This window comes from Mycobacterium asiaticum (assembly GCF_001673635.1).
Lineage (GTDB): Bacteria > Actinomycetota > Actinomycetes > Mycobacteriales > Mycobacteriaceae > Mycobacterium > Mycobacterium asiaticum_C.
Window position 1 is genome coordinate 342,159 of sequence record NZ_LZMH01000069.1, and the last position, 19,894, is coordinate 362,052.

Consider the following 19,894-nt stretch of genomic DNA (forward strand, 5'->3'; position numbering starts at 1 on the left):
CGGCACAGAAAAGTGGCCCGCTACGCTGGCAGGCATGGCTGAGCGGATCAAACCCCCGTGGTGGCTGAAGCCCGCGAACAAGGTCTTCATCCAGATGTCGAAGCTGGGCATGAAGTTCGGCGGCGAGAGCCCAGTGGTGCTGACGGTCCCCGGCCGCAAGTCCGGCAAGCCCCGTTCGACACCGATCACCCCGATGAACTTCGAGGGACATCGCTACGTCGTGGGCGGCTTCCCCGGTGCCGATTGGGTCCGAAACGTCAGGGCCGCAAGCGAAGTCACGCTGCAGAGGGGCCGCACCGTCGAACGCGTTCGGCTCGTGGAGCTCGCGCCCGAGGACGCCAAGCCGGTGCTGCGTGCGTTCCCCGACGAGGTACCGACCGGGCTGAGCTTCATGAAGCGGGCCGGACTTATCAGCGAAGGTCGGCCCGAGGAGTTCGAGGCACTGGCCGGACGCTGCGCGGTGTTCCGGTTCGATCCGGTTTGATGCTCCGCCCGTTGTTCGTCGTACCGTTGGCCGTGGCTTTCCTCACGTTGCCCGTGCCTCGGGCCGTCGCCGCGCCGGGCTGTGCACCCGCCGGCAACCCGGCACCACCCGGGGCGGCCGAACGACAGGTCGGCGATCTCGACGGCGACGAGTTGCCGGACACGCTGTGGGTCGCCACCGGCCGGCTCGTCGGCGTCAGCACAGCCAGTGGCGCCAACTCGCAGGTGCAGATCTCCACGGCGAGCCCAATGCCGTTGCAGGCGTTGGCTATTGACGCGCAGGACGACGGCAATCACCAGGTCGTGGTCAGTACCGGGCGCAACGCGCACCTGCATGTGTTCACCGACTGTCGACTGCAACCCGTAGTCGACAACCACTACCGCAGACCCTTCCTGTTCGATCTGGAAAATCTGGCCGGCAACGGCACCGGCGTGGGCTGCAGCGATCTCGGTGACGGTCGCCGCCTGGTCGGGTTGCAGGCCCTGCAGGACGCCGGCCGATGGACGGTGCGACGGACTGAGATCGACCTGAACGCCACCCTGGCGTCCACCGGGCGGTCGGACACGCTGACCGCCGCGTCCGCGCAGGATCCCGTGGTGACGAGCGCTCAGACCATCAGCTGCGGCGACCTCACCATCAACCAGGACGGAGTTCAAGAGCCTTGAGCGACAACCCATTCGATGCGACACAGTGGCGACTCGTCGACGGGTTCGACGACCTGACCGACATCACCTACCACCGCCATGTGCAGGACGCGACGGTGCGGGTGGCGTTCGACCGCCCAGAGGTGCGCAACGCGTTCCGGCCGCACACCGTCGACGAGCTGTACCGGGCGCTCGACCACGCCCGGATGTCCCCCGACGTGGGCGTGGTGCTGTTGACCGGCAACGGGCCTTCGCCGAAGGACGGCGGCTGGGCCTTTTGCTCGGGTGGCGATCAGCGCATCCGCGGACGCAGCGGTTACCAGTACGCCAGCGGCGAGACCGCCGACACCGTGGACGCGGCGCGGGCCGGCCGGCTGCACATCCTCGAGGTGCAGCGACTGATCCGGTTCATGCCCAAGGTGGTGATCTGTTTGGTCAACGGCTGGGCCGCCGGTGGCGGGCACAGCCTGCACGTGGTCTGCGACCTGACCCTGGCCAGCCGCGAGCATGCCCGGTTCAAGCAGACCGACGCCGACGTGGGCAGCTTCGACGGCGGCTACGGCAGTGCCTATCTGGCTCGCCAGGTGGGCCAGAAGTTCGCCCGCGAGATCTTCTTTTTGGGCCGGCCCTACACCGCCGAGCAGATGCACCACATGGGCGCGGTCAACGAGGTGGTCGACCACGCCGAGCTGGAGACCGTGGGCGTGCAGTGGGCGGCCGAGATCAACGCCAAATCGCCTCAGGCGCAGCGCATGCTGAAGTTTGCGTTCAACCTGCTCGATGACGGCCTGGTCGGCCAGCAGCTGTTCGCCGGTGAAGCGACCCGGTTGGCCTACATGACCGACGAGGCCGTCGAGGGCCGCGATGCGTTCCTGCAGAAGCGGCCCCCGGACTGGAGTCCCTTCCCCCGCTACTTCTGAGCCGCTCGCCGAGCGCCACGCCAGCGTGGCGGCCAGCGCCCAACGCCACCCTGGCGTGACGCTCGACACGCCAGGCCCCCTCCTAGACTCTTCGCGTGAGTAAGAGTCCACTGCGGCGATTGACCGAACAGCTGGTCCTGGCCAGCATGCGGCCACCCGTCTCGCCCCAGGTGCTGGTGAACCGCCCTGCGATCAAGCCCGTCGACCTCGACGGCAAGCGCATCCTTCTGACCGGCGCCTCGTCGGGCATCGGCGAGGCGGCGGCCGAACAGTTCGCCGAGCGCGGCGCCACCGTCGTCGTCGTCGCCCGCCGTCGGGACCTGCTCGACGACCTCGCCGACCGGATCACCGCCGCGGGCGGTACGGCGATGTCCATCCCGTGCGACGTCTCCGACATGGACGCGGTCGACGCGCTGGTCGCCGACGTCGAGAAGCGCATCGGCGGAGTCGACATCCTGATCAACAACGCCGGCCGGTCCATCCGCCGTCCGCTGGAACAGTCGCTGGAACGCTGGCACGACGTCGAGCGGACGATGGTGCTCAACTACTACGCGCCCCTGCGGCTCATCCGCGGGCTGGCGCCCGGAATGATCGAACGCGGCGACGGCCACATCATCAACGTCTCGACCTGGGGTGTGCTCAACGAGGCCGCGCCGCTGTTCTCGGTCTACAACGCCTCCAAGGCGGCGCTGACGTCCGTTACCCGGATAGCCGAAACCGAGTGGGGCCCCAAGGGTGTGCACTCGACGGCGCTGTACTACCCGCTGGTGGCGACGCCGATGATCGCGCCGACCAAGGCTTACGAGGGCATGCCCGCGCTGACCTCCGAAGAAGCCGCCGAATGGATGATCACCGCCGCACGCACCCGGCCGGTGCAGATCGCACCCCGGATGGCGATCGCGGCCAAGGCGCTGAACACCGTCGGCCCCCGCTGGGTCAACACGCTCATGCAGCGGCGCGCGACCACCTAGGCGTGCTAGACACGAGTGATGGAGATTCTGGCGAGCAGGATGCTCCTGCGGCCGGCCGACTATCAGCGCTCGTTGCAGTTCTACCGCGACGAGATCGGGCTGGCGATTGCTCGCGAATACGGGGCGGGCACCGTCTTCTTCGCCGGTCAGTCTTTGCTGGAACTGGCGGGCTACGGCGAGCCGGACCACTCTCGGGGACCCTTCCCGGGCGCGCTGTGGCTGCAGGTGCGCGACCTGGAAGCGACCCAGGCCGAACTCCGCGGCCGGGGGGTTCCGATCGCCCGGGAGGCGCGCCGCGAACCATGGGGCCTGCACGAGATGCACGTGACCGATCCCGACGGTGTCACCCTGATTTTCATCCAGGTCCCCAAGGGTCATCCGCTACGCGAAGACACCCGCCAATGAACGGGGACGAACCCAAGGTGAACTGACAGGTAACATCTGGCGACGACTCGCGATATTCCTGCATTTCGCCTAATCAATCGTTCGACAAGCAATACTCCCGACCACCAGAATCAGGCCCTGTGAACATCCAGTTGTTCCTCTTGATCATCGTCGTGATCACCGCACTGGCTTTCGACTTCACCAATGGGTTCCACGACACCGGCAACGCCATGGCGACCTCCATCGCCAGCGGTGCCTTGGCGCCCAAGGCGGCGGTAGCGCTCTCGGCGGTGCTGAACCTGATCGGCGCGTTCCTGTCCACGGCCGTGGCGGCGACGATCGCCAAGGGGTTGATCGACGCGAATCTGGTCACCCTGGAGCTGGTGTTCGCCGGCCTGGTCGGTGGCATCGTGTGGAATTTGCTGACCTGGCTGCTCGGTATCCCCTCGAGTTCCTCGCACGCGCTGATCGGCGGCATCGTCGGCGCGACGATCGCAGCGGTCGGCGGGCACGGCGTCATCTGGAAGGGCGTGGTCTCCAAGGTCATCATTCCCGCCGTCATCGCCGCGGCGCTGGCGATCGTGGTCGGAGCGGCCGCCACCTGGCTGGTGTACCGGATCACCCGCGGCGTCGGGGACCAGCGCACCGAGGCCGGTTTCCGGCGCGGTCAGATCGGGTCGGCGTCACTGGTGTCGCTGGCGCACGGCACCAACGACGCGCAAAAGACGATGGGCGTGATCTTCCTGGCGCTGATGTCCTACGGATCGGTGAGCAAGACGGCCAGCATGCCGCCGCTGTGGGTGATCGTGTGCTGCGCGGTGGCGATGGCCGGTGGAACGTACCTGGGCGGCTGGCGGATCATCCGCACGCTGGGCAAGGGGCTGGTCGAGATCAAATCACCACAGGGCATGGCGGCCGAATCGTCTTCGGCCGCAGTTATTCTGCTGTCAGCCCACTTCGGTTACGCGCTGTCCACGACGCAGGTCTGCACCGGCTCGGTGCTGGGCAGCGGGGTGGGCAAGCCGGGCGCCGAGGTGCGCTGGGGGGTGGCCGGCCGGATGGCGACCGCGTGGCTGGTGACGCTGCCCCTGTCGGGGCTGGTTGGCGCGCTCACCTACTGGATCGTGCACCTGATCGGCGGCTACCCCGGTGCGATCGTCGGCTTCTCGCTGCTGATCGCGGTCGCGGCGACCATCTACCTGCGCTCGCGCCGGGTCAAGGTGGACCACAAGAACGTCAACGCCGAGTGGGAAGGCAACCTGACCGCGGGCCTCGACGGCCCGGACCTACCGCCGCCGCACGGCACGGGCCCTAAGCGGGGTGCTTCGGCACCCGAATCCGACGGTCAGATCCCGGCACGGAGCGCCTCGTGAACGCCTGGTTCAACATCGAGGCGACCGGCAAGATCCTGCTGTTCAGCCTGTTGGCCGGGGCGGCGCTGCCGGGGCTTTTCGCCCTCGGGGTGCGGTTGCAAGCCGCCGGTGCGAACGACGCGGGCGGCAGGGCGCGTCCGTTGCTGTCGGCGGTCGGATGGCTGATTTACGCGCTGGTGGCGGTGGTGGTGATCCTCGGCGTGCTCTACATCGCCCGAGACTTCATCGCCCATCACACGCACTATCCCTTCTTAGGCGCCAAGCCAGCGTGAAGCCGCATCATCCTTATGCGCATAACATGGGATGTTGTTGAATCTTCGGCGGGTGAATTGATCGCAGAATGAACCGATTCCTCAGTTCGATCGTCGCCTGGCTGCGCGCCGGGTATCCCGAAGGCATACCGCCGACGGATTCCTTTGCCGTGCTTGCCTTGTTGGCGCGCCGGTTGACCAATGACGAGATCCGGACGGTCGCCGACGAACTTACCCGCCGCGGCGACCTGCAGATCGACAACATCGACATCGGCGTGGCGATCACTCAGCACACCGATGAGCTGCCGTCGCCCGCCGACATCGAGCGGGTCCGGATCCGGCTGGCCGCCCAGGGCTGGCCGCTCGACGACGCACGCGAAAACGGGGACCGCGCATAGCCGTCCTGCGGGCGGTGCCCGTCCCCGCGGGTTCGGCGACCCGTGTGTTGTTGCCCGCGTTGCAACGGGTGCTCGACGGCCAAGACTCGGCGATGGTCGCGGTGCGCGACGGCGCGGCCGTACCCGGCCTGCGCGTCGGCCAAGAGATCGACGATGACGTGGCCCTGGTGGTGACGACGTCCGGGACCACCGGTGCGCCCAAGGGCGCGTTGCTGACCGGGGCTGCCCTGACGGCCAGCGCTGCGGCCACCTACGAGCGGCTCGGCGGGCCGGGGCGCTGGCTGCTGGCCGTCCCGCCGTACCACATCGCCGGGCTGCAGGTCTTGGTCCGCAGCGTGCTGGCCGGCACCACGCCGGTAGAGCTGGACGTGTCCGCCGGGTTCGATATCGACGAATTACCTTCCGCTATCACAGCTTTGGGAGCGGGTAGACGTTACACGTCGCTGGTCGCCGCCCAGTTGGCCAAGGCGCTCACCCAACCCGGCGCCACCGCCGCGCTGGCCGATCTGGACGCCATCCTGCTCGGCGGCGGGCCCGCACCGAGGCCCGTGCTCGACGCCGCCGCGGCAGCCGGCATCAATGTGGTGCGCACCTACGGGATGAGCGAGACCGCGGGCGGGTGCGTCTACGACGGCGTTCCGCTGAGCGGGGTGAGGCTGCGCATCCGTCCCGACGGCCGCATCATGCTGGGCGGGGACACGCTGGCCAAGGGCTACCGCAACCCCGTGATCCCGGACCCGTTCGCCGAACCCGGCTGGTTCCTGACCGACGATCTCGGCGCCGTTGGCGAGTCCGGCGAACTCACCGTGCTGGGCCGCGTGGACGACGCGATCAGCACCGGCGGGTTGACCGTGCTGCCAGGTCCCGTGGAAACCGCCTTGGCCGACCATCCCGCGGTGCGCGACTGCGCCGTGTTCGGGGTGCCCGACGAACGCCTGGGCCAGCGGGTGGTGGCCGCGGTGGTCGTCGGCGCGGGCGCCGAGGCACCGACGCTGCAAGAGCTGCGCACCCACGTCGCGCGCACACTCGACAGCACAGCCGCACCGCGCGAGGTGCACATCGTCGAGGAATTGCCGCGCCGCGGCATCGGCAAGGTGGACCGGGCCGCGTTGGTACGGCGATTCGGGTCAATAAGCTGACCTGTCGTGAGGATCGCCCGCCGGGAAACAGCCGCGGTCGCGGCGGCGGTCGCCCTGGTGGCAGCGGCGTTCGCACTGCCGCGGATGCACTGGGGCATCGACCCACGCCGGGATACCGGGCTGGATCGGTTCGCCGAGCACGCCGGCGCCACACCGATCTTCGGCTACTGGAAAGTCCACGCCGGCTGGGGCACCGTGGTGGCCGCCGTGCTCGCGGCCGCCGCCGTGTATTGGGGTCCCATTGTGGCACAACGACTTCCCTGGCGTGCGGTGACGCTGGGCACCTGGGCCACGGCATGCGTGTGGGCGTTCTCCCTGGCGATGATCGACGGCTTCGGGCGTGGCTTCGCGCAGCGCTTGACGGGCCGGGACGAATATCTGTGGGAGGTGCCCGGCGTCACCGACGTTCCGGCGACCCTGCGCACGTTTTCCAGCCGAATCCTGGATTTTCAGCCGCACTCGTGGACCACACACGTTTCCGGCCATCCGCCGGGAGCGCTGCTGACGTTCGTGTGGCTAGACCGGATCGGTCTGCACGGGGGCGCCTGGGCCGGCCTGCTGTGCCTACTCGCGGGCTCCAGCGCGGCGGCCGCCGTCCTGGTCACTGTGCGCGCCGTGGCCGACGAAACCACCGCCCGGCGGGCGGCACCGTTCGTGGCCGTGGCGCCGACGGCCATCTGGGTTGCGGTGTCGGCCGACGGTTACTACGCCGGGGTGGCCGCCTGGGGCATCGCCCTGCTGGCGGTGGCGGTGCACGGCGCGACGCGGTTCCCGGAGCTGGTGGGGGCCGCGGCCGGAGTGGTACTGGGCTGGGGCATCTTCCTCAGCTACGGGCTGGTGCTGATGGGCTTGCCGGCGCTGGCGGTGCTGGCCTCGGCGGCGAACTGGCGCGCCGCGCTGCGGGTGCTGGGCCCCGCCGTGTTGGCCGCGGTGGCGGTGGGGGTGAGCTTCGCCGTGGCCGGCTTCTACTGGTTCGACGGCTATGAGTTGGTGCAGCAACGCTATTGGCAGGGGATCGCCAAGGACCGGCCGTTCCAATACTGGGTCTGGGGCAACCTGGCCTGCGTGGTCTGCGCCATCGGTCTGGGCAGTGTCGCCGGCCTCAGTCGGGCATTCGACCCGGCCGCGATCCGCCGACTATCGGGCCTGCACCTGCTTCTGCTGGCCGCGGTGGTCGCAATCTGCTGCGCGGATCTGAGCATGCTCAGTAAGGCCGAGACGGAACGGATCTGGCTGCCGTTCACCATCTGGCTCACCGCGGCGCCCGTGCTGCTGCCGGTGCGTTCGCACCGGATATGGCTGGCGCTCAACGCCATTGGAGCGCTGGTGCTGAACACTGTGATCTTTACGAACTGGTAGCCACTGGGACCGCCGAACCGAACCACACGGCGAAATCCGGCGCAATAACCCGCAGCCAGGTTCGACTCGCGAGCATCGGCCGGCGGACTACAACCCAGCGGCGCGGGTGACGCGCGCGAATCGCCCGCCGGGGCTGCAGGCCTTACGCACGGCGGCGACATCGTCCACGAGGTCGACGTCGGCCAGTGGTTGCACCAGCGACACTTCGATGCCGTTGTCGCGCAACGCTTTCAGCGTGAGGTCGCCGGTGTCGGGTGTGGACATGGGGACACCGCGCAGACACGCTGCCGCATCCGGGACGGTCAGTCCGAGTAGCCACCAGCCGCCGTCCAGCGCCAGCCCCAGCACCGCCGCGTTCTCCAGCAGCCGCTGCGCACACTGCGTCAGCAGCGCGGCGGTGACCTGTGGGGTGTCCATTCCGATCTGTAGCACCGGATAGCCGTCGGCCGCATCGGCGTGGGCGTTGGCGAGCCGGTCGGCGAAGTCGTCACCACGCTGCTCGATCACGGTGAACGACTCCAGCCGCCGCCGTAGCTCGGCGGCACCGGCGGCATTGGCGAGGTTGCCGGTGAGCGCGACCACCCGGGCGGCGAACGGCGCGTCCGCGACCGCGTCCAGGGTGTCCAGCAAAGCGGCTGCGGCAATCTCGGCGGCGGCCCGGTCACCGACCGTCGCCGCCAGGCGGGTCTTGGCCAGTCCCGGTTCCGGCGCCTTGGCCACCACCAGCGCCGTCACCGACAGGCTCACGAAATCACCTTCCAGAAGTCGACGATCGCGATGATGCTGCCCTTGAGCGACCCGCTCACCTTCGATTTGCCGCCCGTCCGCGGGCCGTAGCTCACGTCGAGTTCCACCACCCGCCACCCGGCGGCCGCGGCTCGTACCAGCAACTCCAACGGATAACCGGACCGCCGGTCGGTGACACCGAGTTCCAGCAACGCCTCACGGCGGGCCACCCGCATCGGCGCGATGTCGTGCACCGGCAGGCCGTGCCGGGTACGCAGCCGCCAGCTCATCACCACGGTGCCTACCCGGGCCACCCACGGCCAGTGCAGCCCGGGCACCGGACGGCGGCGGCCGGTGACCATGTCGGCGCCGCGCTGCAATTCGTCGACCAGGCGTGGCAGGTCACCGGGATCCATCGAGCCGTCCGCGTCGATGACCGCCACGACCGGCGTATCCGCCGCGACCACTCCCGCGTGTACCGCAGCGCCGTAGCCGGGGCGCGACTCGGCGATCACCCGGGCACCGTGCCGGGTGGCGACGGCGGCGGTGTCGTCGGTGCTGTTGTTGTCCACCACCAGCGGCTGATAGCCGGCCGGGATCGCGGCGAGCACCGCCGGCAGTGATTCCGCTTCGTTGAGGCAGGGCAACACCACCGTCACGCTGGACAAGGCGGTTCCGGGGTCAGCGCGGCCAGGACGGGAAGGACCCCCCGCGGCCGCCCCCGCCACTGCTGCCGCCGCTGCTGCCGCCACCCGACGGCGCACGCGGCGCCACCGTCGGCACCCTCGGTGCCTGCGGCACCGGCGCCTGGGTCCGCGGAACCTGCGGCACCGGCGCCTGAGTTTGCGGCGCCTGAGGCACGGGTGCTTGGGTGCGCGGCGCCTGCGTCGGCGGCGCCACGGTCTGCTGCTGCGTCGGCACCTGCTGCGTCGGAGCCTGCGTCGGCACCTGCTGTGTCGGCGCCTGCGTCGGCACCTCCTGCGTGGGTTGTGGCGCAACCGTCGTCGGCGGCGGTGCCACGGTGGTCGGCGCCTGCGTCGTCGGAGCCTCCGTGGTGGGCGGAATCGTCGTGGTCTTCGGCGGTTGTGTGGTCGCCGGCGTGGTGGGCTGGGTCGTCGGCTGCGTGGTCACCGGCGTCGTCGGCGCTGTCGTGGGCGCGGTCGTCGGCGGCGTCGTGGGCGCGGTGGTCGGCGGCGTTGTCACCGGCGTCGTCGGACCAGTGGTCACCGGCGTCGTCGGCGGCGTCGTCGGCATGCCCGGCTGCCAGCCCGGATACGGCGGCTGCCAACCCGGATACGGCGGCTGCCAGCCCGGATACGGCGGAATGAAGATCGGCACCGGCAGGGGTGCGGGGACCGGCACGGGCACCGGAGCCGCCGGTACGGGCGCCGGAGCCACGGGGGCGGGCGCCTGCCTCGGGATGTTCTGCACGGCGGGCACGGTGCCGCCCTGGAATCCCAGGGTGGGAATGTCGGGCGGCGGGGGTGGCACCGGGGCCTGCTGCTCGGTCGGCAACAGCGGCATGAACTTGCCCGGCTGGGCGTTCTGGTGGCCTTCGACCGGCAAAGTGGACGCGGTCGGCCGCACGGTCACCGCGACAGCGACCGCCAGCGAAGCGAACCCGAGCACGGCGAAACCGATGACGGCGTTACTGATCAACAGCCGCCTCAGCTGTGGCCGGATGCCGGCCGTCTCGGGGTCGTCGGGGTCCAACCCGTCTTCGTACTCGTCGCCGTACTCGTCCCCGTAGTCGTCGAAACCGTCGGTGTCGACCGGCAGAATGTCGTACTCGCTGGCCTGCGAATACGCCAGCTGCTCGTCGCCCGAGCTGGGCGCTCCCCCGTCGGCGGGCTGCATGAAGGCTGTCGCGTCCCCAGGGGCCGCCGGGTCGCCGGAGGACACCCCGGAATGGAAGTGCGCGGTCGCGTTCGGGTCCCCGGCCACGTTCGGGTCTCCCGAAGAGACACCCGAATGGAAATTCGCGCCGCCTCCGTCCCCGGGGATCGGCGCAGCCATGGTGGCGTCCCCGAGGGAGGGTGCCGCCATCGTCGCGTCGGGCGACGCGGCCGGGGCGGCCATCGTCGCGTCCGGGTTGGCGAACGGGGCGGCCATCGTCGCATCGGGAGATGCGGTCGGCACCGCCATCGTCGCGTCTGCGGCTGCGCCGCGCGCCAGGGCGAAGTCGGGATCCCCCGGAATCTGGACGCTCATGGTCGACGCGGACTGCAGCTGGTCGGCGAACATCGCGGTGTTCTCGGGCGACGTTCCCACCAGCAGGACGTCGTCCGGGGTACCGGCGTGGCCCGGGACCTGCGCCATCAACGTGTCGAAGGTCGCGCCGGCGTCACCTTCCACCGGCGACGCGGCCAGCACCGTTGGCGGCGCGTCCGGATCAGCACTGGGCACCGCCAGGCTTGCCGTCTGGCTGCCGACCAGCAGGACCGCGGCACCGGCACGGCCGGGCCCCAGCAGCGCGGTGGCAGCCTGCGACTCGGAGACCACCTCGACGTTCGCCACCCCGGCGTAGCTCAGCGCCTGTTGTAGCTGGTTGGCCGCGTACTGGTCCGACCAGACCAGCCGGGTGCCGACCAACCGGTGACCTTCGTCGGCCAACAGCCGATTCGTACCGACGATCGTCTCGGACAGGTCCGAGACCGGATTGTTCGTCAGCTCGACGGTGGATTGATCGATCACCGCGCTACTGCGGGCGGCCTCGATCAGAGCCAGGCGTGCGACCTGGCCGGTAACGGCCACCCCCAACACCACGTCCATTTACGGCTCTCCTTCGGCTGACTACCCCACAGCCAGCAATGTCCCGGCATCATTACACTGACGGCATACTCGTCATTCGGACGACAGGGTTCCCTATGTGCGCAGCGTAACCGGATTCCCTACCCAGGGGGATGGTCACCGGATTTCCTTCGCCACTTCATAGCCTGCTCACAGCCGCGGCCGCGTCTTCCGAATGGAGAATATGTTCGCAACCGAACAACGCAGCGGGCCAGTCAGGGGGTTCCCCTGCGGCAGAACCAAAGCTGCGCCCGCAGCAACCGACCTCGATCCCTTGGGGGCCTCGTGAGCCTGAGCAGCGACGACACGCCGACCGGCCCCATCGTGGGTGCGCGACACGCTCCGCCCGGGCCGCCGGCACCGGAAGCACGATCGGAAGCGCAGCCGGCCGAGCCCATCGCGCGGCAGCGCAACCTCAGGCGCGACCTGTTGGCCGGCGCGCTCCTCGTCGCGGCTTTGCTGGTGCCTTGGAACCTGTACTTCGGATTCCGCATCCCCAACAGCAGCGGGGTGCTGTGGGCAATCCTGGATTCAGTGACCGTGCTGTCGCTGCTGTCCCTGCTGGCCTCGCACCGCCGGCCCGGTCCCAACGGCCGGCTGCGGCTCGCCCTCAATGTCCCCTACCTGCTGTTGGTAGTCGGCTTTGTGCTGTTCGCCGCGTTCGAATTCATCCGGTCCGGGGCCGCCGCGCGGGTGCTGGGTGGGGTCGGGCCCGGCGCCTGGCTGGGGGTCGCGGGGGCGGTGCTGTCGGCACAGCCGCTGCTCGTCCGCCCGACCGTGGACGAGGAGAGCTACCACCGGTGGCTGCGGGCGGCCCGGCTGGTCGGCTATGCATCGATGTTCGGGGTGTCTTTGAGCTCCGGATTCACCCTGTGCTGGCGGGTGCGCTACGCGTTGCCCACCACGGGCTCGGAATCTTTCGGGGTCCGCAACACCACCGTGATCCTCACTGCGGTGGTGTACGGGGCGGTGGCGCTGGCGGCGGTGCTGGTGGCCTCGCGGTGGATCCTGCGCAACACTCCGGCATCCCGGCTCGCCACCGTGGCGCTTGGTGGTTCTGCGCTGGTGGCGGGGCTCGTGGTGTGGGTCCTTCCCGTCGGCCGCTACATCGATGCATTCCATGGCATCGCGCAGAACACCCCGACGACTGGCGTCGGCTACGAGGGCTATCTCGCCTGGGCGGCGGCCGCGGCACTGTTTCTGCCGCTGACGCTGTTCGGCTCGCCGCTGGTACGCAAGGACCGCGACGTGTGGCGCGACGCACTGCGCTTGGCGTTGATGCTGATCGTCGTCTGGTGCGCCGGCTCGGTGCTGATGAGAATCAGCGACCTCGTAGTGGCCGTGCTGCTGAATTACCCCACATTCCCTTACAACCACCTCATCCTCGCGGCGTTCGACGCGGCGACGGCGTTTGTGGCGTGGTGGGCGTGGGCGCGATTGGGCCGCGGCGCCTTCTCGCCATGGACGACGTTCCTGAGCGGGCTGGTGTTCACACTGACGGCTTCGCGGGTGATTCTCGGCGTGATTCTGGCGCCGCGCTTTGTCCAGGGGGCGGCGCCGAATCCGGTCTACGGCAACAATTTAGTCCAGCAGATGACCAGCACGTTCGACGTCACGCTGGTCGCGCTGGCGCTGTGGATCTTCCCCGCGGTCATCATCGCCGGTGTCATCCGTAAGCCGCGACGACGCCCACGACGCCGGCAGCCGGCGCCTCGAGCCGCCGCTGGGCAGCAACGGCCCCAGGTTCCCGTCCCCACCCGTGCGGGTGGCCCGCCGCCGCCGTCGGAAGCAAGGACGACGCAGTTCAGCGTCGCCCACACCGAGCACGACGCGCCCACCACGGTGCTGTCCGGGCCGGGCCGGGCACCCCGGATCTTCCGGTCGGCGGAAACCACCGGGCCGTTGCGGCCCAAGATCTACCGGCCGCCGAACCGTCCGTCCTAACGCAACGGCGCGAAGGCGAATTCGCGCAGCCCGTCGCCCGGGTCCACGCCGGCCCGGAAATCGAGCACTTCGGCGGCGAGCGTGGGGTCGGCCACGATGTGGCGGACATCGCCGCTGCGGTACTGGCCGGTGACGGCCGGGGACAACTCGCCGCCCCGCGCGGCACACAGCGCGTCGGCCACCTCGAGGATCGAGATGGGCCGTCCCGAGCAAACATTGGCTGCGGTGAAGCCGCGGCGGTCCGCGCTCACCGCCGCCAGGTTGGCCGCCGCGACGTCGTCGACGTGCACGAAATCCCGCATCTGCCCGCCGTCTTCGAAAACCCTTGGCGCCTCGCCCTTCTCGAGTGAGGAGCGGAATATCGCCGCCACCCCGGAATACGGGGTGTCCCGCGGCATGCCCGGGCCGTAGACGTTGTGGTAGCGCAGCGCCACCACCGAACCGCCGGTGGCCTCCGACCAGGCCAGTGCGTAGTGCTCCTGCGCCGTCTTGCTGGCCGCGTACAGGCTGCGCGGCCGCAGCGCGGCGTCCTCATCGACCAACTGCCACACCACCGGCCGACCGCAGACCGGACAGCGGTGCTCAAAGACACCGGCGTCCAGGTCGGCACGGCGGCGCGGCGGCGGATCCACCGAGCCGTGCTCCGCGCACCGGTACCGCCCCTGCCCGTACACCACCATCGAGGACGCCAACACCAGGCGCCGGACGCCTGCGGCGAACATCTGGGCCAGCAGCACCGTGGTCCCGAAGTCGTTGTGGCTCCCGTATTCCGGCGCGTCGGCGGCGTCGACACCGGCGCCCACCATCGCCGCCTGATGGCACACCAGGTCCACCCCGGACAGCAGCGGCGCGAGTGCGTCGGCGTCGCGCACGTCAACCCGGTGACAGCCTTCCGGCAGAACGGGACTCGGGCCGTGCGCAGCGGGCAGCAAAGCGTCCACGCCGATCACCTCGTGGCCCGCGGCCCGCAGCGCCGCGTCGACCCGAGAGCCGATGAAACCGGCCGCGCCGGTGAGCAGGACTCTCACGGCAGCTCGAACGGCAGCGGGACACCGGCGTGCTGCAGACAGTGGGTACAGGTGCGCTCGTCGGCCACGTTGTCGATCGCGGTCTGCACGAGTTGCTTGAGCCGCACGATGTTCTCGCCAAAGGCGGCGAAGATCTCCGCGGCCTTCACCCCTTCCCCGACGGCCACACCGGCATCCACATCGGTGACCAGGGCTATTGCCGCGTAACATAATTCGAGTTCGCGAGCAAGGATGGCCTCCGGGTAGCCGGTCATGTTGACCAGGCTGAAGCCGGCGGCCGCGAACCACTGGCTCTCCGCGCGGGTGGAGAACCGCGGACCCTGGATCACCACCATGGTGCCGCCGTCGACCACATCCGGCAGATCGGTCACCGCGCTGCGCAGCGTCGGGCAGTACGGATCGGCGAAGCTCGCGTGCACCCCGCCGCTGTCGAAGTAGGTGTCCGGGCGGCCGCTGGTGCGGTCCACCAGTTGATCGGGCACCACCACCGTCCCGGGTCCCAGCAGCGGGTTCAGACTGCCGACCGCGCACGGCGCGAACACCCGCCGGACCCCCAGCGCGCGCAGCGCCCACATGTTGGCCCGGTACGGGACGGTGTGCGGCGAGTACTGGTGACGGGCGCCGTGCCGGGGCAGGAACGCGACCTCGTGCCGGCCGATGGCGCCGATCGTGATCGGGTCGCTGGGCGCGCCCCACGGGGTCTCGGGGTACACCGTACGGGTGTCGGATCCGAGAAATGTGTAGAAGCCGCTACCGCCGATGACTCCGAGCATCCGCCCATTGTGATGCATGAGGCAGGATGCCCTGGTGGCCAGTTTTGCGCAGTGGATCGCCGGAGCGCGCCCGCGGACCCTGCCGAACGCGGTCGCGCCGGTAATCGCCGGCACCGGCGCCGCGGCGTGGCTGCATGCCGCCGTGTGGTGGAAGGCGCTGCTGGCTCTGGCCGTGTCCCTCGCCTTCGTCATCGGGGTGAATTACGCCAACGACTACTCCGACGGCATCCGGGGCACCGACGACGTGCGGGCCGGCCCGGTGCGGCTGGTGGGTGCCCGGCTGGCGACGCCGCGCGCGGTGCTGACCGCGGCGCTGGTCAGCCTGTTCGTCGGCAGCGTGGCGGGACTGGCGCTGGCGCTGGTCAGTGCGCCGTGGCTGATCGCGGTCGGTGTGGGGTGCGTCGCTGGGGCCTGGCTGTACACCGGCGGGTCTAAGCCGTACGGCTACTCGGGGCTGGGCGAGGCCGCGGTGTTCGTGTTCTTCGGCCTGGTCGCCGTCCTGGGCACGCAGTACACCCAGGCCTTGCGGGTGGACTGGGTGGGTCTGGTGCTGGCGGTCGCGGTCGGGGCGTTGTCGTCGTCGGTGCTGGTCGCCAACAATCTGCGCGACATTCCCACCGACACCGAATCCGGCAAGATCACCCTCGCGGTGCGGTTGGGTGACCGCCGCACCCGGCTGCTCTACCACGCTTTGCTGGCCACCGCCGGGGTTCTGACGTTCGCTCTGCTCGCGGCGACGCCGTGGTGCGCGGTGGGACTGGTGGCTACGCCGCTGGCGCTGCGCGCCGACCGGCCGGTGCGCGCGGGCCTGAGTGGACCGGAGTTGATCCCGGTACTGCGCGACACCGGGCTGGCCATGGTGGTGTGGTCCGCCGCGGTCGCGTTGGCGCTGTCCCTGGCCGGTTGACCGCGCGGAGTTCCCCGGCGCCGGCTGGTCCGTTGTGTTTTACTTGCTCAAATGTGTTGCGCTACAAGATAAGCGCGGGCCGGAGGGAACAGTTCTGATGAGTGAGCGGCTCGACGATGCGACTCAGCGTCTGCCTGCGCCGCCGCCCGGGACGCCCGGGCCGACCGCGCCGCCGGGACCGCCGGGACCGCCGGGACCGCCGCCTGGGTCCTATCCGCCGTATCCGGTCAGCCGTTCCACCAACTCGCTGGCGATCGCGGCGCTCGTCACATCGCTGGTCCTGGCGCCGTTGGGGATCGTCTTCGGACACATCTCGCTTTCCCAGATCAAACGCACCGGCGAGGACGGCCGCGGCTTTGCCATCGCCGGGCTGGTGCTGGGATACATCGGGACAATCCTGGGGATCATCGGGCTGGTCGGCGTGCTGGTGTTCATGGCGTCGGTGAACTCGGCGCTGCACAGCAACGCGGGTTCACGATCGCGAAGCACCCCGACCACATCCGAAACCCCCGTCGGGGTTCCGGACGCGACGGCGCGGGCGATCAAGGACGCTCGCGTCGGCGATTGCATCCGCCGGGTTACCGGAGCGAAAAAGAAGGACGGCAGCAGGGAGGTGACAATTTCGCCCGCCGCCTGCGGTTCAAGTGCCGCGACGGACAAGGTCACCAAACGCACCACCAGCACGTCCGATTGCCCCGGCAGCCAGTGGGTGCGGACACAGGCCTACCGTCCGCCGATCGTCCTTTGCCTGTCCAAGTTGCGGTAATCCGACGTCTGTGCTCGACCCCGGTGCACGCGCGCAGCGAGCACGCATAGAGTCGATCAAGCCCCAGCGGCAGATTCGACCGATTACTGCGGCGGGAAGGACATCGCTATGACTGAGATCGCGACGATCAACGGCCCGAAGAAAGTCGGGTTGCTCAGCGTCGGCGCCTACCGCCCTGAGCGAGTCGTCACCAACGAGGAGATCTGTCAGAACATCGACTCCTCCGACGAATGGATCTACTCGCGCACCGGGATCAAGTCCCGCCGGTTCGCCGCGGACGACGAATCCGCGGCGTCGATGGCGACCGAAGCCTGTCGGCGGGCATTGAAGAACGCCTCGCTGACTCCGGCCGATATCAACGGCGTGATTGTCACCACCAACACCCATTTCCTGCAGACGCCGCCGGCCGCCCCGATGGTCGCGGCGGCGTTGGGCGCCAACGACGTGCTGGGCTTCGACCTGTCCGCCGGCTGCGCTGGGTTCGGGTACGCGCTGAGCACCGCAGCGGACATGATCCGCGCCGGTGGCGCCGGCAAGATGCTGGTGGTCGGCACCGAGAAACTGTCCCCGACGATAGACATGCACGACCGCGGCAACTGCTTCATCTTCGCCGACGGCGCGGCCGCGGTGGTGGTCGGCGAGACACCCACCCAGGGCATCGGGCCCACGGTGGCGGGCAGCGACGGCGAGCAGTCCGGCGCGATCCGCCAGGACATCGACTGGATCACGTTCGCGCAGAATCCCTCCGGCCCACGGCCGTTCGTGCGGCTCGAGGGTCCGGCGGTCTTCCGCTGGGCGGCCTTCAAGATGGGCGATGTCGGCCGCCGCGCGCTGGAGGCAGCCGGTGTCGGGCCGGATCAGATCGACGTGTTCGTCCCCCATCAGGCCAACAGCCGCATCAACGAGTTGCTGGTCAAGAACCTGCAGTTGCGGCCGGACACCGTCGTCGCCAACGACATCGAACACTCCGGGAACACCTCCGCGGCGTCCATCCCGCTGGCCATCGCGGAACTGATGGACACCGGGGCGGCCCAGCCCGGCGATCTGGCGCTGCTGATCGGCTACGGCGCCGGACTCACCTACGCCGCGCAGGTGGTACGCATGCCGCTGCACAGCGACAGCTGAGGCTCAGCCTGCGGCCGGCCCCTCGTCGGCGGCCGGCGTCTCCCCCCGCAGCCGGGCCCGCAACCGGTCCCGCTCGGCACGGCGATGTTCCCCGGCGGCGGCAAGCGTGGCCGTGGCGCGCCGGCGCAGCGGCCCGAATGCCCACATTCCCAGCGGCATGGAGATGACCAGGCCGCCCAGTGCGGCGACCGTGAGCGGGAAGTCGGTCACCCCGATCAGCCGGCCCGCGCCGTAGATCAGAGCAGTGATCACCACCACCAGCAGCAGCCGCGCCGCGACGTAAAGCAGGACGTCGGCGACGCCGCGACCGCGGGACGGAACCCGAGTGGGCTTGTCGCTAGGCGTTTCTGACACAGCTTGAGCCTAGCGACAGGCCCGCCGCGGGTATATTCGCTCAGAGGAGGTGTCGAGTGCTTTACCTGCTCGTCGTCCTTATTCTGGGGACGCTGATCTATCTCGGCTGGCGTGCGGCGCGGTCACAGACCAGCCCGCCGAAGACGCGTGTCATCGGACCTGACGACGATCCGGAGTTCCTGCGTCGATTGGGCGACAACAAACCGCGCTAGACGAACTGCGGGTTGGAGCGCCGCTGGTCACCGGGGAAGCCGTCGGCGACCACCGCCGCCAGCTCGAGCAGCGCCTCGCGGGTGTCCCGATTCAGCCGGTCCAGTTCGATCTCGGCGCCCTCTTCCAGGTGCGGGTCGTAAGGAACTACCCGCACGGCCCGGCAGCGGCGCGCGAAATGTTCGATCACCTTGTCCATGTCGACCTTGCCGGCCCGCGGCCGCACGGCGTTGATGACGGTGATCGCGTTGCGCACCAGGTCCTCATGGCCGTGGGCGTCCAGCCAGTCCAGCGTCGCCGACGCGCTGCGGGCCCCGTCGATGGAGCCCGACGCGACCACGATCAGCACGTCGGACCGGGCCAGGATTGCCGACATTGCCGAATGCAGCAGTCCCGCGCCGCAGTCGGTGAATACCAGGCCGTAGAAGCGTTCCAGGATGTCCAGGCTGCGCGTGTAGTCCTCGGAGCTGAATGCCTCCGACAATGTCGGGTCGCTCGAGGAGGCGAGCACCTCCAGCCCGGCCTTGTTCTGTGAGGTGTAGCCGCGGATGTCGCTGTAGCGGTCGATGCTCTCGGCGTCCCGCAGCAGGTGTCGCACGGTGGCCGGGGTTTCGAGCGGCAGCTTCTGGCTCAGGGTGCCGCGGTCGGGGTTGGCGTCCACGGCGACCACCCGGTCACCCCGCACGGACGCGAAGGTGGATCCCAGAGTCGCAGTGATCGTCGTCTTGCCGACGCCGCCCTTCAATGACAGCACCGCGATGCGGTAACAACCACGCAGCGGCCGGTTGATCTGAGCTACCAGATTGTTGTGCTTCATCGCCCGGGGACTCTCCCCCAGGTTGATCAGCTGACCCGACAGCACGTACAGCAGCCGGCGCCAGCCTTCCGATGGCGGCGGCTTCACCGGCTTGAGCAGGACGGTGGTGGACAGCTCGGGATACGGCGCGTGCGGCAGCGGCTCAGGACGGAACTGGGGCCGCTCTTCGATGCCGGAGTCCTCCGGCGGGCCCGGGTAGTAGGCGCCGTAGGCGGTCGGGTCGACCCGTGTCACACCGGACACCGGGCCGGTCGTCGGCCCCGGATCCCACTGCGGCGCGTCGGCGGGGGGCGGCGGCGGGGGGTCAGTGGGCGCCGACAGCCGGCGCTCGGTGCGGAAACCCGCGAACGCACGGGTCGGCGCCTCAGCCGTGGCGTCCACCGGCGGTTCCACGCCCAGCGGCGCTTGAGCCTGCACGGTCGGCTGCTCGGGGCTGACGTCGGCCGCCCCGGTACCCGGGTGGACCCGCGGCGCCCCCGCGCCCGGCGTTGGATGTTCTGACACTCGTGCTCCCCCTTGTTGCCCGCTTGT

Annotated in this window: 22 protein-coding genes; 15 read left to right on the forward strand and 7 right to left on the reverse strand. The window is 69.6% G+C overall.

Annotated elements, in window-relative coordinates:
- Nucleotides 1-34: 34 nt before the first annotated feature.
- The 10 genes from A5645_RS20375 to A5645_RS20420 all read left to right on the forward strand — a co-directional run bounded on the left by A5645_RS20375 (nucleotide 35) and on the right by A5645_RS20420 (nucleotide 7,923).
- Entirely contained in the window at nucleotides 35-484 is a 450-nt protein-coding gene (locus A5645_RS20375) for a nitroreductase family deazaflavin-dependent oxidoreductase (protein ID WP_065035377.1), read from the forward strand.
- Nucleotides 484-1,149 (forward strand): hypothetical protein, encoded by a 666-nt coding sequence (locus tag A5645_RS20380; protein ID WP_065130803.1) that lies wholly within the window; start codon nucleotides 484-486, stop codon nucleotides 1,147-1,149. The genes A5645_RS20375 and A5645_RS20380 overlap by 1 nt, the downstream gene beginning before the upstream one ends.
- Nucleotides 1,146-2,048: a 1,4-dihydroxy-2-naphthoyl-CoA synthase gene (locus tag A5645_RS20385; protein WP_065130804.1), complete on the forward strand. Its 903-nt coding sequence runs from the start codon at nucleotides 1,146-1,148 to the stop codon at nucleotides 2,046-2,048. Before A5645_RS20380 ends, A5645_RS20385 begins: the two co-directional genes overlap by 4 nt.
- Before the next feature lie 95 nt (nucleotides 2,049-2,143).
- Complete coding sequence (locus A5645_RS20390; RefSeq protein ID WP_065130805.1) at nucleotides 2,144-3,019, forward strand: SDR family oxidoreductase; 876 nt, start codon at nucleotides 2,144-2,146, stop codon at nucleotides 3,017-3,019.
- Nucleotides 3,020-3,037: 18 nt separating this feature from the next.
- A complete protein-coding gene (locus A5645_RS20395) occupies nucleotides 3,038-3,424 on the forward strand; it encodes a VOC family protein (protein WP_065035373.1) in 387 nt (128 codons plus the stop codon).
- A 119-nt stretch (nucleotides 3,425-3,543) separates the two neighbouring features.
- Complete coding sequence (locus A5645_RS20400) at nucleotides 3,544-4,776, forward strand: inorganic phosphate transporter (RefSeq protein WP_065035372.1); 1,233 nt, start codon at nucleotides 3,544-3,546, stop codon at nucleotides 4,774-4,776.
- A complete protein-coding gene (locus A5645_RS20405; protein WP_065035371.1) occupies nucleotides 4,773-5,048 on the forward strand; it encodes a hypothetical protein in 276 nt (91 codons plus the stop codon). Before A5645_RS20400 ends, A5645_RS20405 begins: the two co-directional genes overlap by 4 nt.
- 68 nt (nucleotides 5,049-5,116) lie before the next feature.
- Entirely contained in the window at nucleotides 5,117-5,425 is a 309-nt protein-coding gene (locus tag A5645_RS20410) for a DUF3349 domain-containing protein (RefSeq protein ID WP_065130806.1), read from the forward strand.
- Between the two features lie 68 nt (nucleotides 5,426-5,493).
- Complete coding sequence (gene menE / locus A5645_RS20415) at nucleotides 5,494-6,564, forward strand: o-succinylbenzoate--CoA ligase (RefSeq protein ID WP_253867089.1); 1,071 nt, start codon at nucleotides 5,494-5,496, stop codon at nucleotides 6,562-6,564.
- 6 nt (nucleotides 6,565-6,570) lie between these two features.
- Complete coding sequence (locus tag A5645_RS20420; RefSeq protein ID WP_065130807.1) at nucleotides 6,571-7,923, forward strand: hypothetical protein; 1,353 nt, start codon at nucleotides 6,571-6,573, stop codon at nucleotides 7,921-7,923.
- Between the two features lie 87 nt (nucleotides 7,924-8,010).
- On the opposite strand, the gene A5645_RS20425 is transcribed toward A5645_RS20420, so the two are convergent.
- From A5645_RS20425 to A5645_RS20435, 3 genes are read right to left on the reverse strand one after another with little or no spacing between them, the layout of a single operon-like run.
- On the reverse strand, nucleotides 8,011-8,670 hold the full coding sequence (locus A5645_RS20425; protein WP_065130808.1) for a TIGR04282 family arsenosugar biosynthesis glycosyltransferase: 660 nt from the start codon (nucleotides 8,668-8,670) through the stop codon (nucleotides 8,011-8,013).
- Nucleotides 8,667-9,317 carry a glycosyltransferase family 2 protein gene (locus A5645_RS20430; protein ID WP_196772974.1) on the reverse strand — a complete coding sequence of 217 codons (651 nt, stop codon included), beginning with the start codon at nucleotides 9,315-9,317 and terminating at the stop codon, nucleotides 8,667-8,669. The genes A5645_RS20425 and A5645_RS20430 overlap by 4 nt, the downstream gene beginning before the upstream one ends.
- A gap of 13 nt (nucleotides 9,318-9,330) precedes the next feature.
- Nucleotides 9,331-11,421 (reverse strand): DUF7159 family protein, encoded by a 2,091-nt coding sequence (locus A5645_RS20435; RefSeq protein WP_065130809.1) that lies wholly within the window; start codon nucleotides 11,419-11,421, stop codon nucleotides 9,331-9,333.
- 414 nt (nucleotides 11,422-11,835) lie between these two features.
- Between A5645_RS20435 and A5645_RS20440 the strand changes: the two genes are divergently transcribed.
- Nucleotides 11,836-13,383: a DUF7937 domain-containing protein gene (locus A5645_RS20440; RefSeq protein ID WP_253867090.1), complete on the forward strand. Its 1,548-nt coding sequence runs from the start codon at nucleotides 11,836-11,838 to the stop codon at nucleotides 13,381-13,383.
- On the opposite strand, the gene A5645_RS20445 is transcribed toward A5645_RS20440, so the two are convergent.
- Both A5645_RS20445 and A5645_RS20450 read right to left on the reverse strand, forming a co-directional pair.
- Entirely contained in the window at nucleotides 13,380-14,411 is a 1,032-nt protein-coding gene (locus A5645_RS20445; RefSeq protein ID WP_065130811.1) for an NAD-dependent epimerase/dehydratase family protein, read from the reverse strand. The genes A5645_RS20440 and A5645_RS20445 overlap by 4 nt on opposite strands.
- Nucleotides 14,408-15,184 carry an S-methyl-5'-thioadenosine phosphorylase gene (locus tag A5645_RS20450; RefSeq protein ID WP_065130919.1) on the reverse strand — a complete coding sequence of 259 codons (777 nt, stop codon included), beginning with the start codon at nucleotides 15,182-15,184 and terminating at the stop codon, nucleotides 14,408-14,410. Before A5645_RS20450 ends, A5645_RS20445 begins: the two co-directional genes overlap by 4 nt.
- Before the next feature lie 34 nt (nucleotides 15,185-15,218).
- Between A5645_RS20450 and A5645_RS20455 the strand changes: the two genes are divergently transcribed.
- The 3 genes from A5645_RS20455 to fabH all read left to right on the forward strand — a co-directional run bounded on the left by A5645_RS20455 (nucleotide 15,219) and on the right by fabH (nucleotide 17,982).
- Nucleotides 15,219-16,091 (forward strand): 1,4-dihydroxy-2-naphthoate polyprenyltransferase, encoded by an 873-nt coding sequence (locus A5645_RS20455; RefSeq protein ID WP_065130920.1) that lies wholly within the window; start codon nucleotides 15,219-15,221, stop codon nucleotides 16,089-16,091.
- 97 nt (nucleotides 16,092-16,188) lie between these two features.
- Complete coding sequence (locus A5645_RS20460) at nucleotides 16,189-16,857, forward strand: DUF4190 domain-containing protein (RefSeq protein WP_081288450.1); 669 nt, start codon at nucleotides 16,189-16,191, stop codon at nucleotides 16,855-16,857.
- 108 nt (nucleotides 16,858-16,965) lie between these two features.
- A complete protein-coding gene (gene fabH, locus A5645_RS20465) occupies nucleotides 16,966-17,982 on the forward strand; it encodes a beta-ketoacyl-ACP synthase III (protein ID WP_065034428.1) in 1,017 nt (338 codons plus the stop codon).
- A gap of 3 nt (nucleotides 17,983-17,985) precedes the next feature.
- Here fabH and A5645_RS20470 read toward each other — a convergent pair whose 3' ends face one another.
- Complete coding sequence (locus tag A5645_RS20470; RefSeq protein WP_065034429.1) at nucleotides 17,986-18,336, reverse strand: DUF4229 domain-containing protein; 351 nt, start codon at nucleotides 18,334-18,336, stop codon at nucleotides 17,986-17,988.
- Between the two features lie 56 nt (nucleotides 18,337-18,392).
- Here A5645_RS20470 and A5645_RS27885 point away from each other — a divergent pair, with 56 nt between their 5' ends.
- Nucleotides 18,393-18,548, forward strand: a complete 156-nt coding sequence (locus A5645_RS27885) for a hypothetical protein (protein WP_099050979.1) — start codon at nucleotides 18,393-18,395, stop codon at nucleotides 18,546-18,548.
- Here the strand turns inward: A5645_RS27885 and A5645_RS20475 are convergent.
- On the reverse strand, nucleotides 18,545-19,867 hold the full coding sequence (locus tag A5645_RS20475; protein ID WP_065130812.1) for a MinD/ParA family ATP-binding protein: 1,323 nt from the start codon (nucleotides 19,865-19,867) through the stop codon (nucleotides 18,545-18,547). The two genes, A5645_RS27885 and A5645_RS20475, sit on opposite strands and share 4 nt — an antisense overlap.
- Between the last annotated feature and the right edge of the window lie 27 nt (nucleotides 19,868-19,894).

What these genes read in the sequence shown, in the direction of transcription:
- A5645_RS20375 (WP_065035377.1), top strand. Translation starts at nt 35, where the DNA reads ATGGCTGAGCGGATCAAACCCCCGTGGTGGCTGAAGCCCGCGAACAAG.
- A5645_RS20410 (WP_065130806.1), top strand. Translation starts at nt 5,117, where the DNA reads ATGAACCGATTCCTCAGTTCGATCGTCGCCTGGCTGCGCGCCGGGTAT.
- A5645_RS20450 (WP_065130919.1), bottom strand. Translation starts at nt 15,184, where the DNA reads ATGCTCGGAGTCATCGGCGGTAGCGGCTTCTACACATTTCTCGGATCC.
- A5645_RS20435 (WP_065130809.1), bottom strand. Translation starts at nt 11,421, where the DNA reads ATGGACGTGGTGTTGGGGGTGGCCGTTACCGGCCAGGTCGCACGCCTG.
- A5645_RS20460 (WP_081288450.1), top strand. Translation starts at nt 16,189, where the DNA reads ATGAGTGAGCGGCTCGACGATGCGACTCAGCGTCTGCCTGCGCCGCCG.
- A5645_RS20395 (WP_065035373.1), top strand. Translation starts at nt 3,038, where the DNA reads ATGGAGATTCTGGCGAGCAGGATGCTCCTGCGGCCGGCCGACTATCAG.
- A5645_RS20380 (WP_065130803.1), top strand. Translation starts at nt 484, where the DNA reads ATGCTCCGCCCGTTGTTCGTCGTACCGTTGGCCGTGGCTTTCCTCACG.
- fabH (WP_065034428.1), top strand. Translation starts at nt 16,966, where the DNA reads ATGACTGAGATCGCGACGATCAACGGCCCGAAGAAAGTCGGGTTGCTC.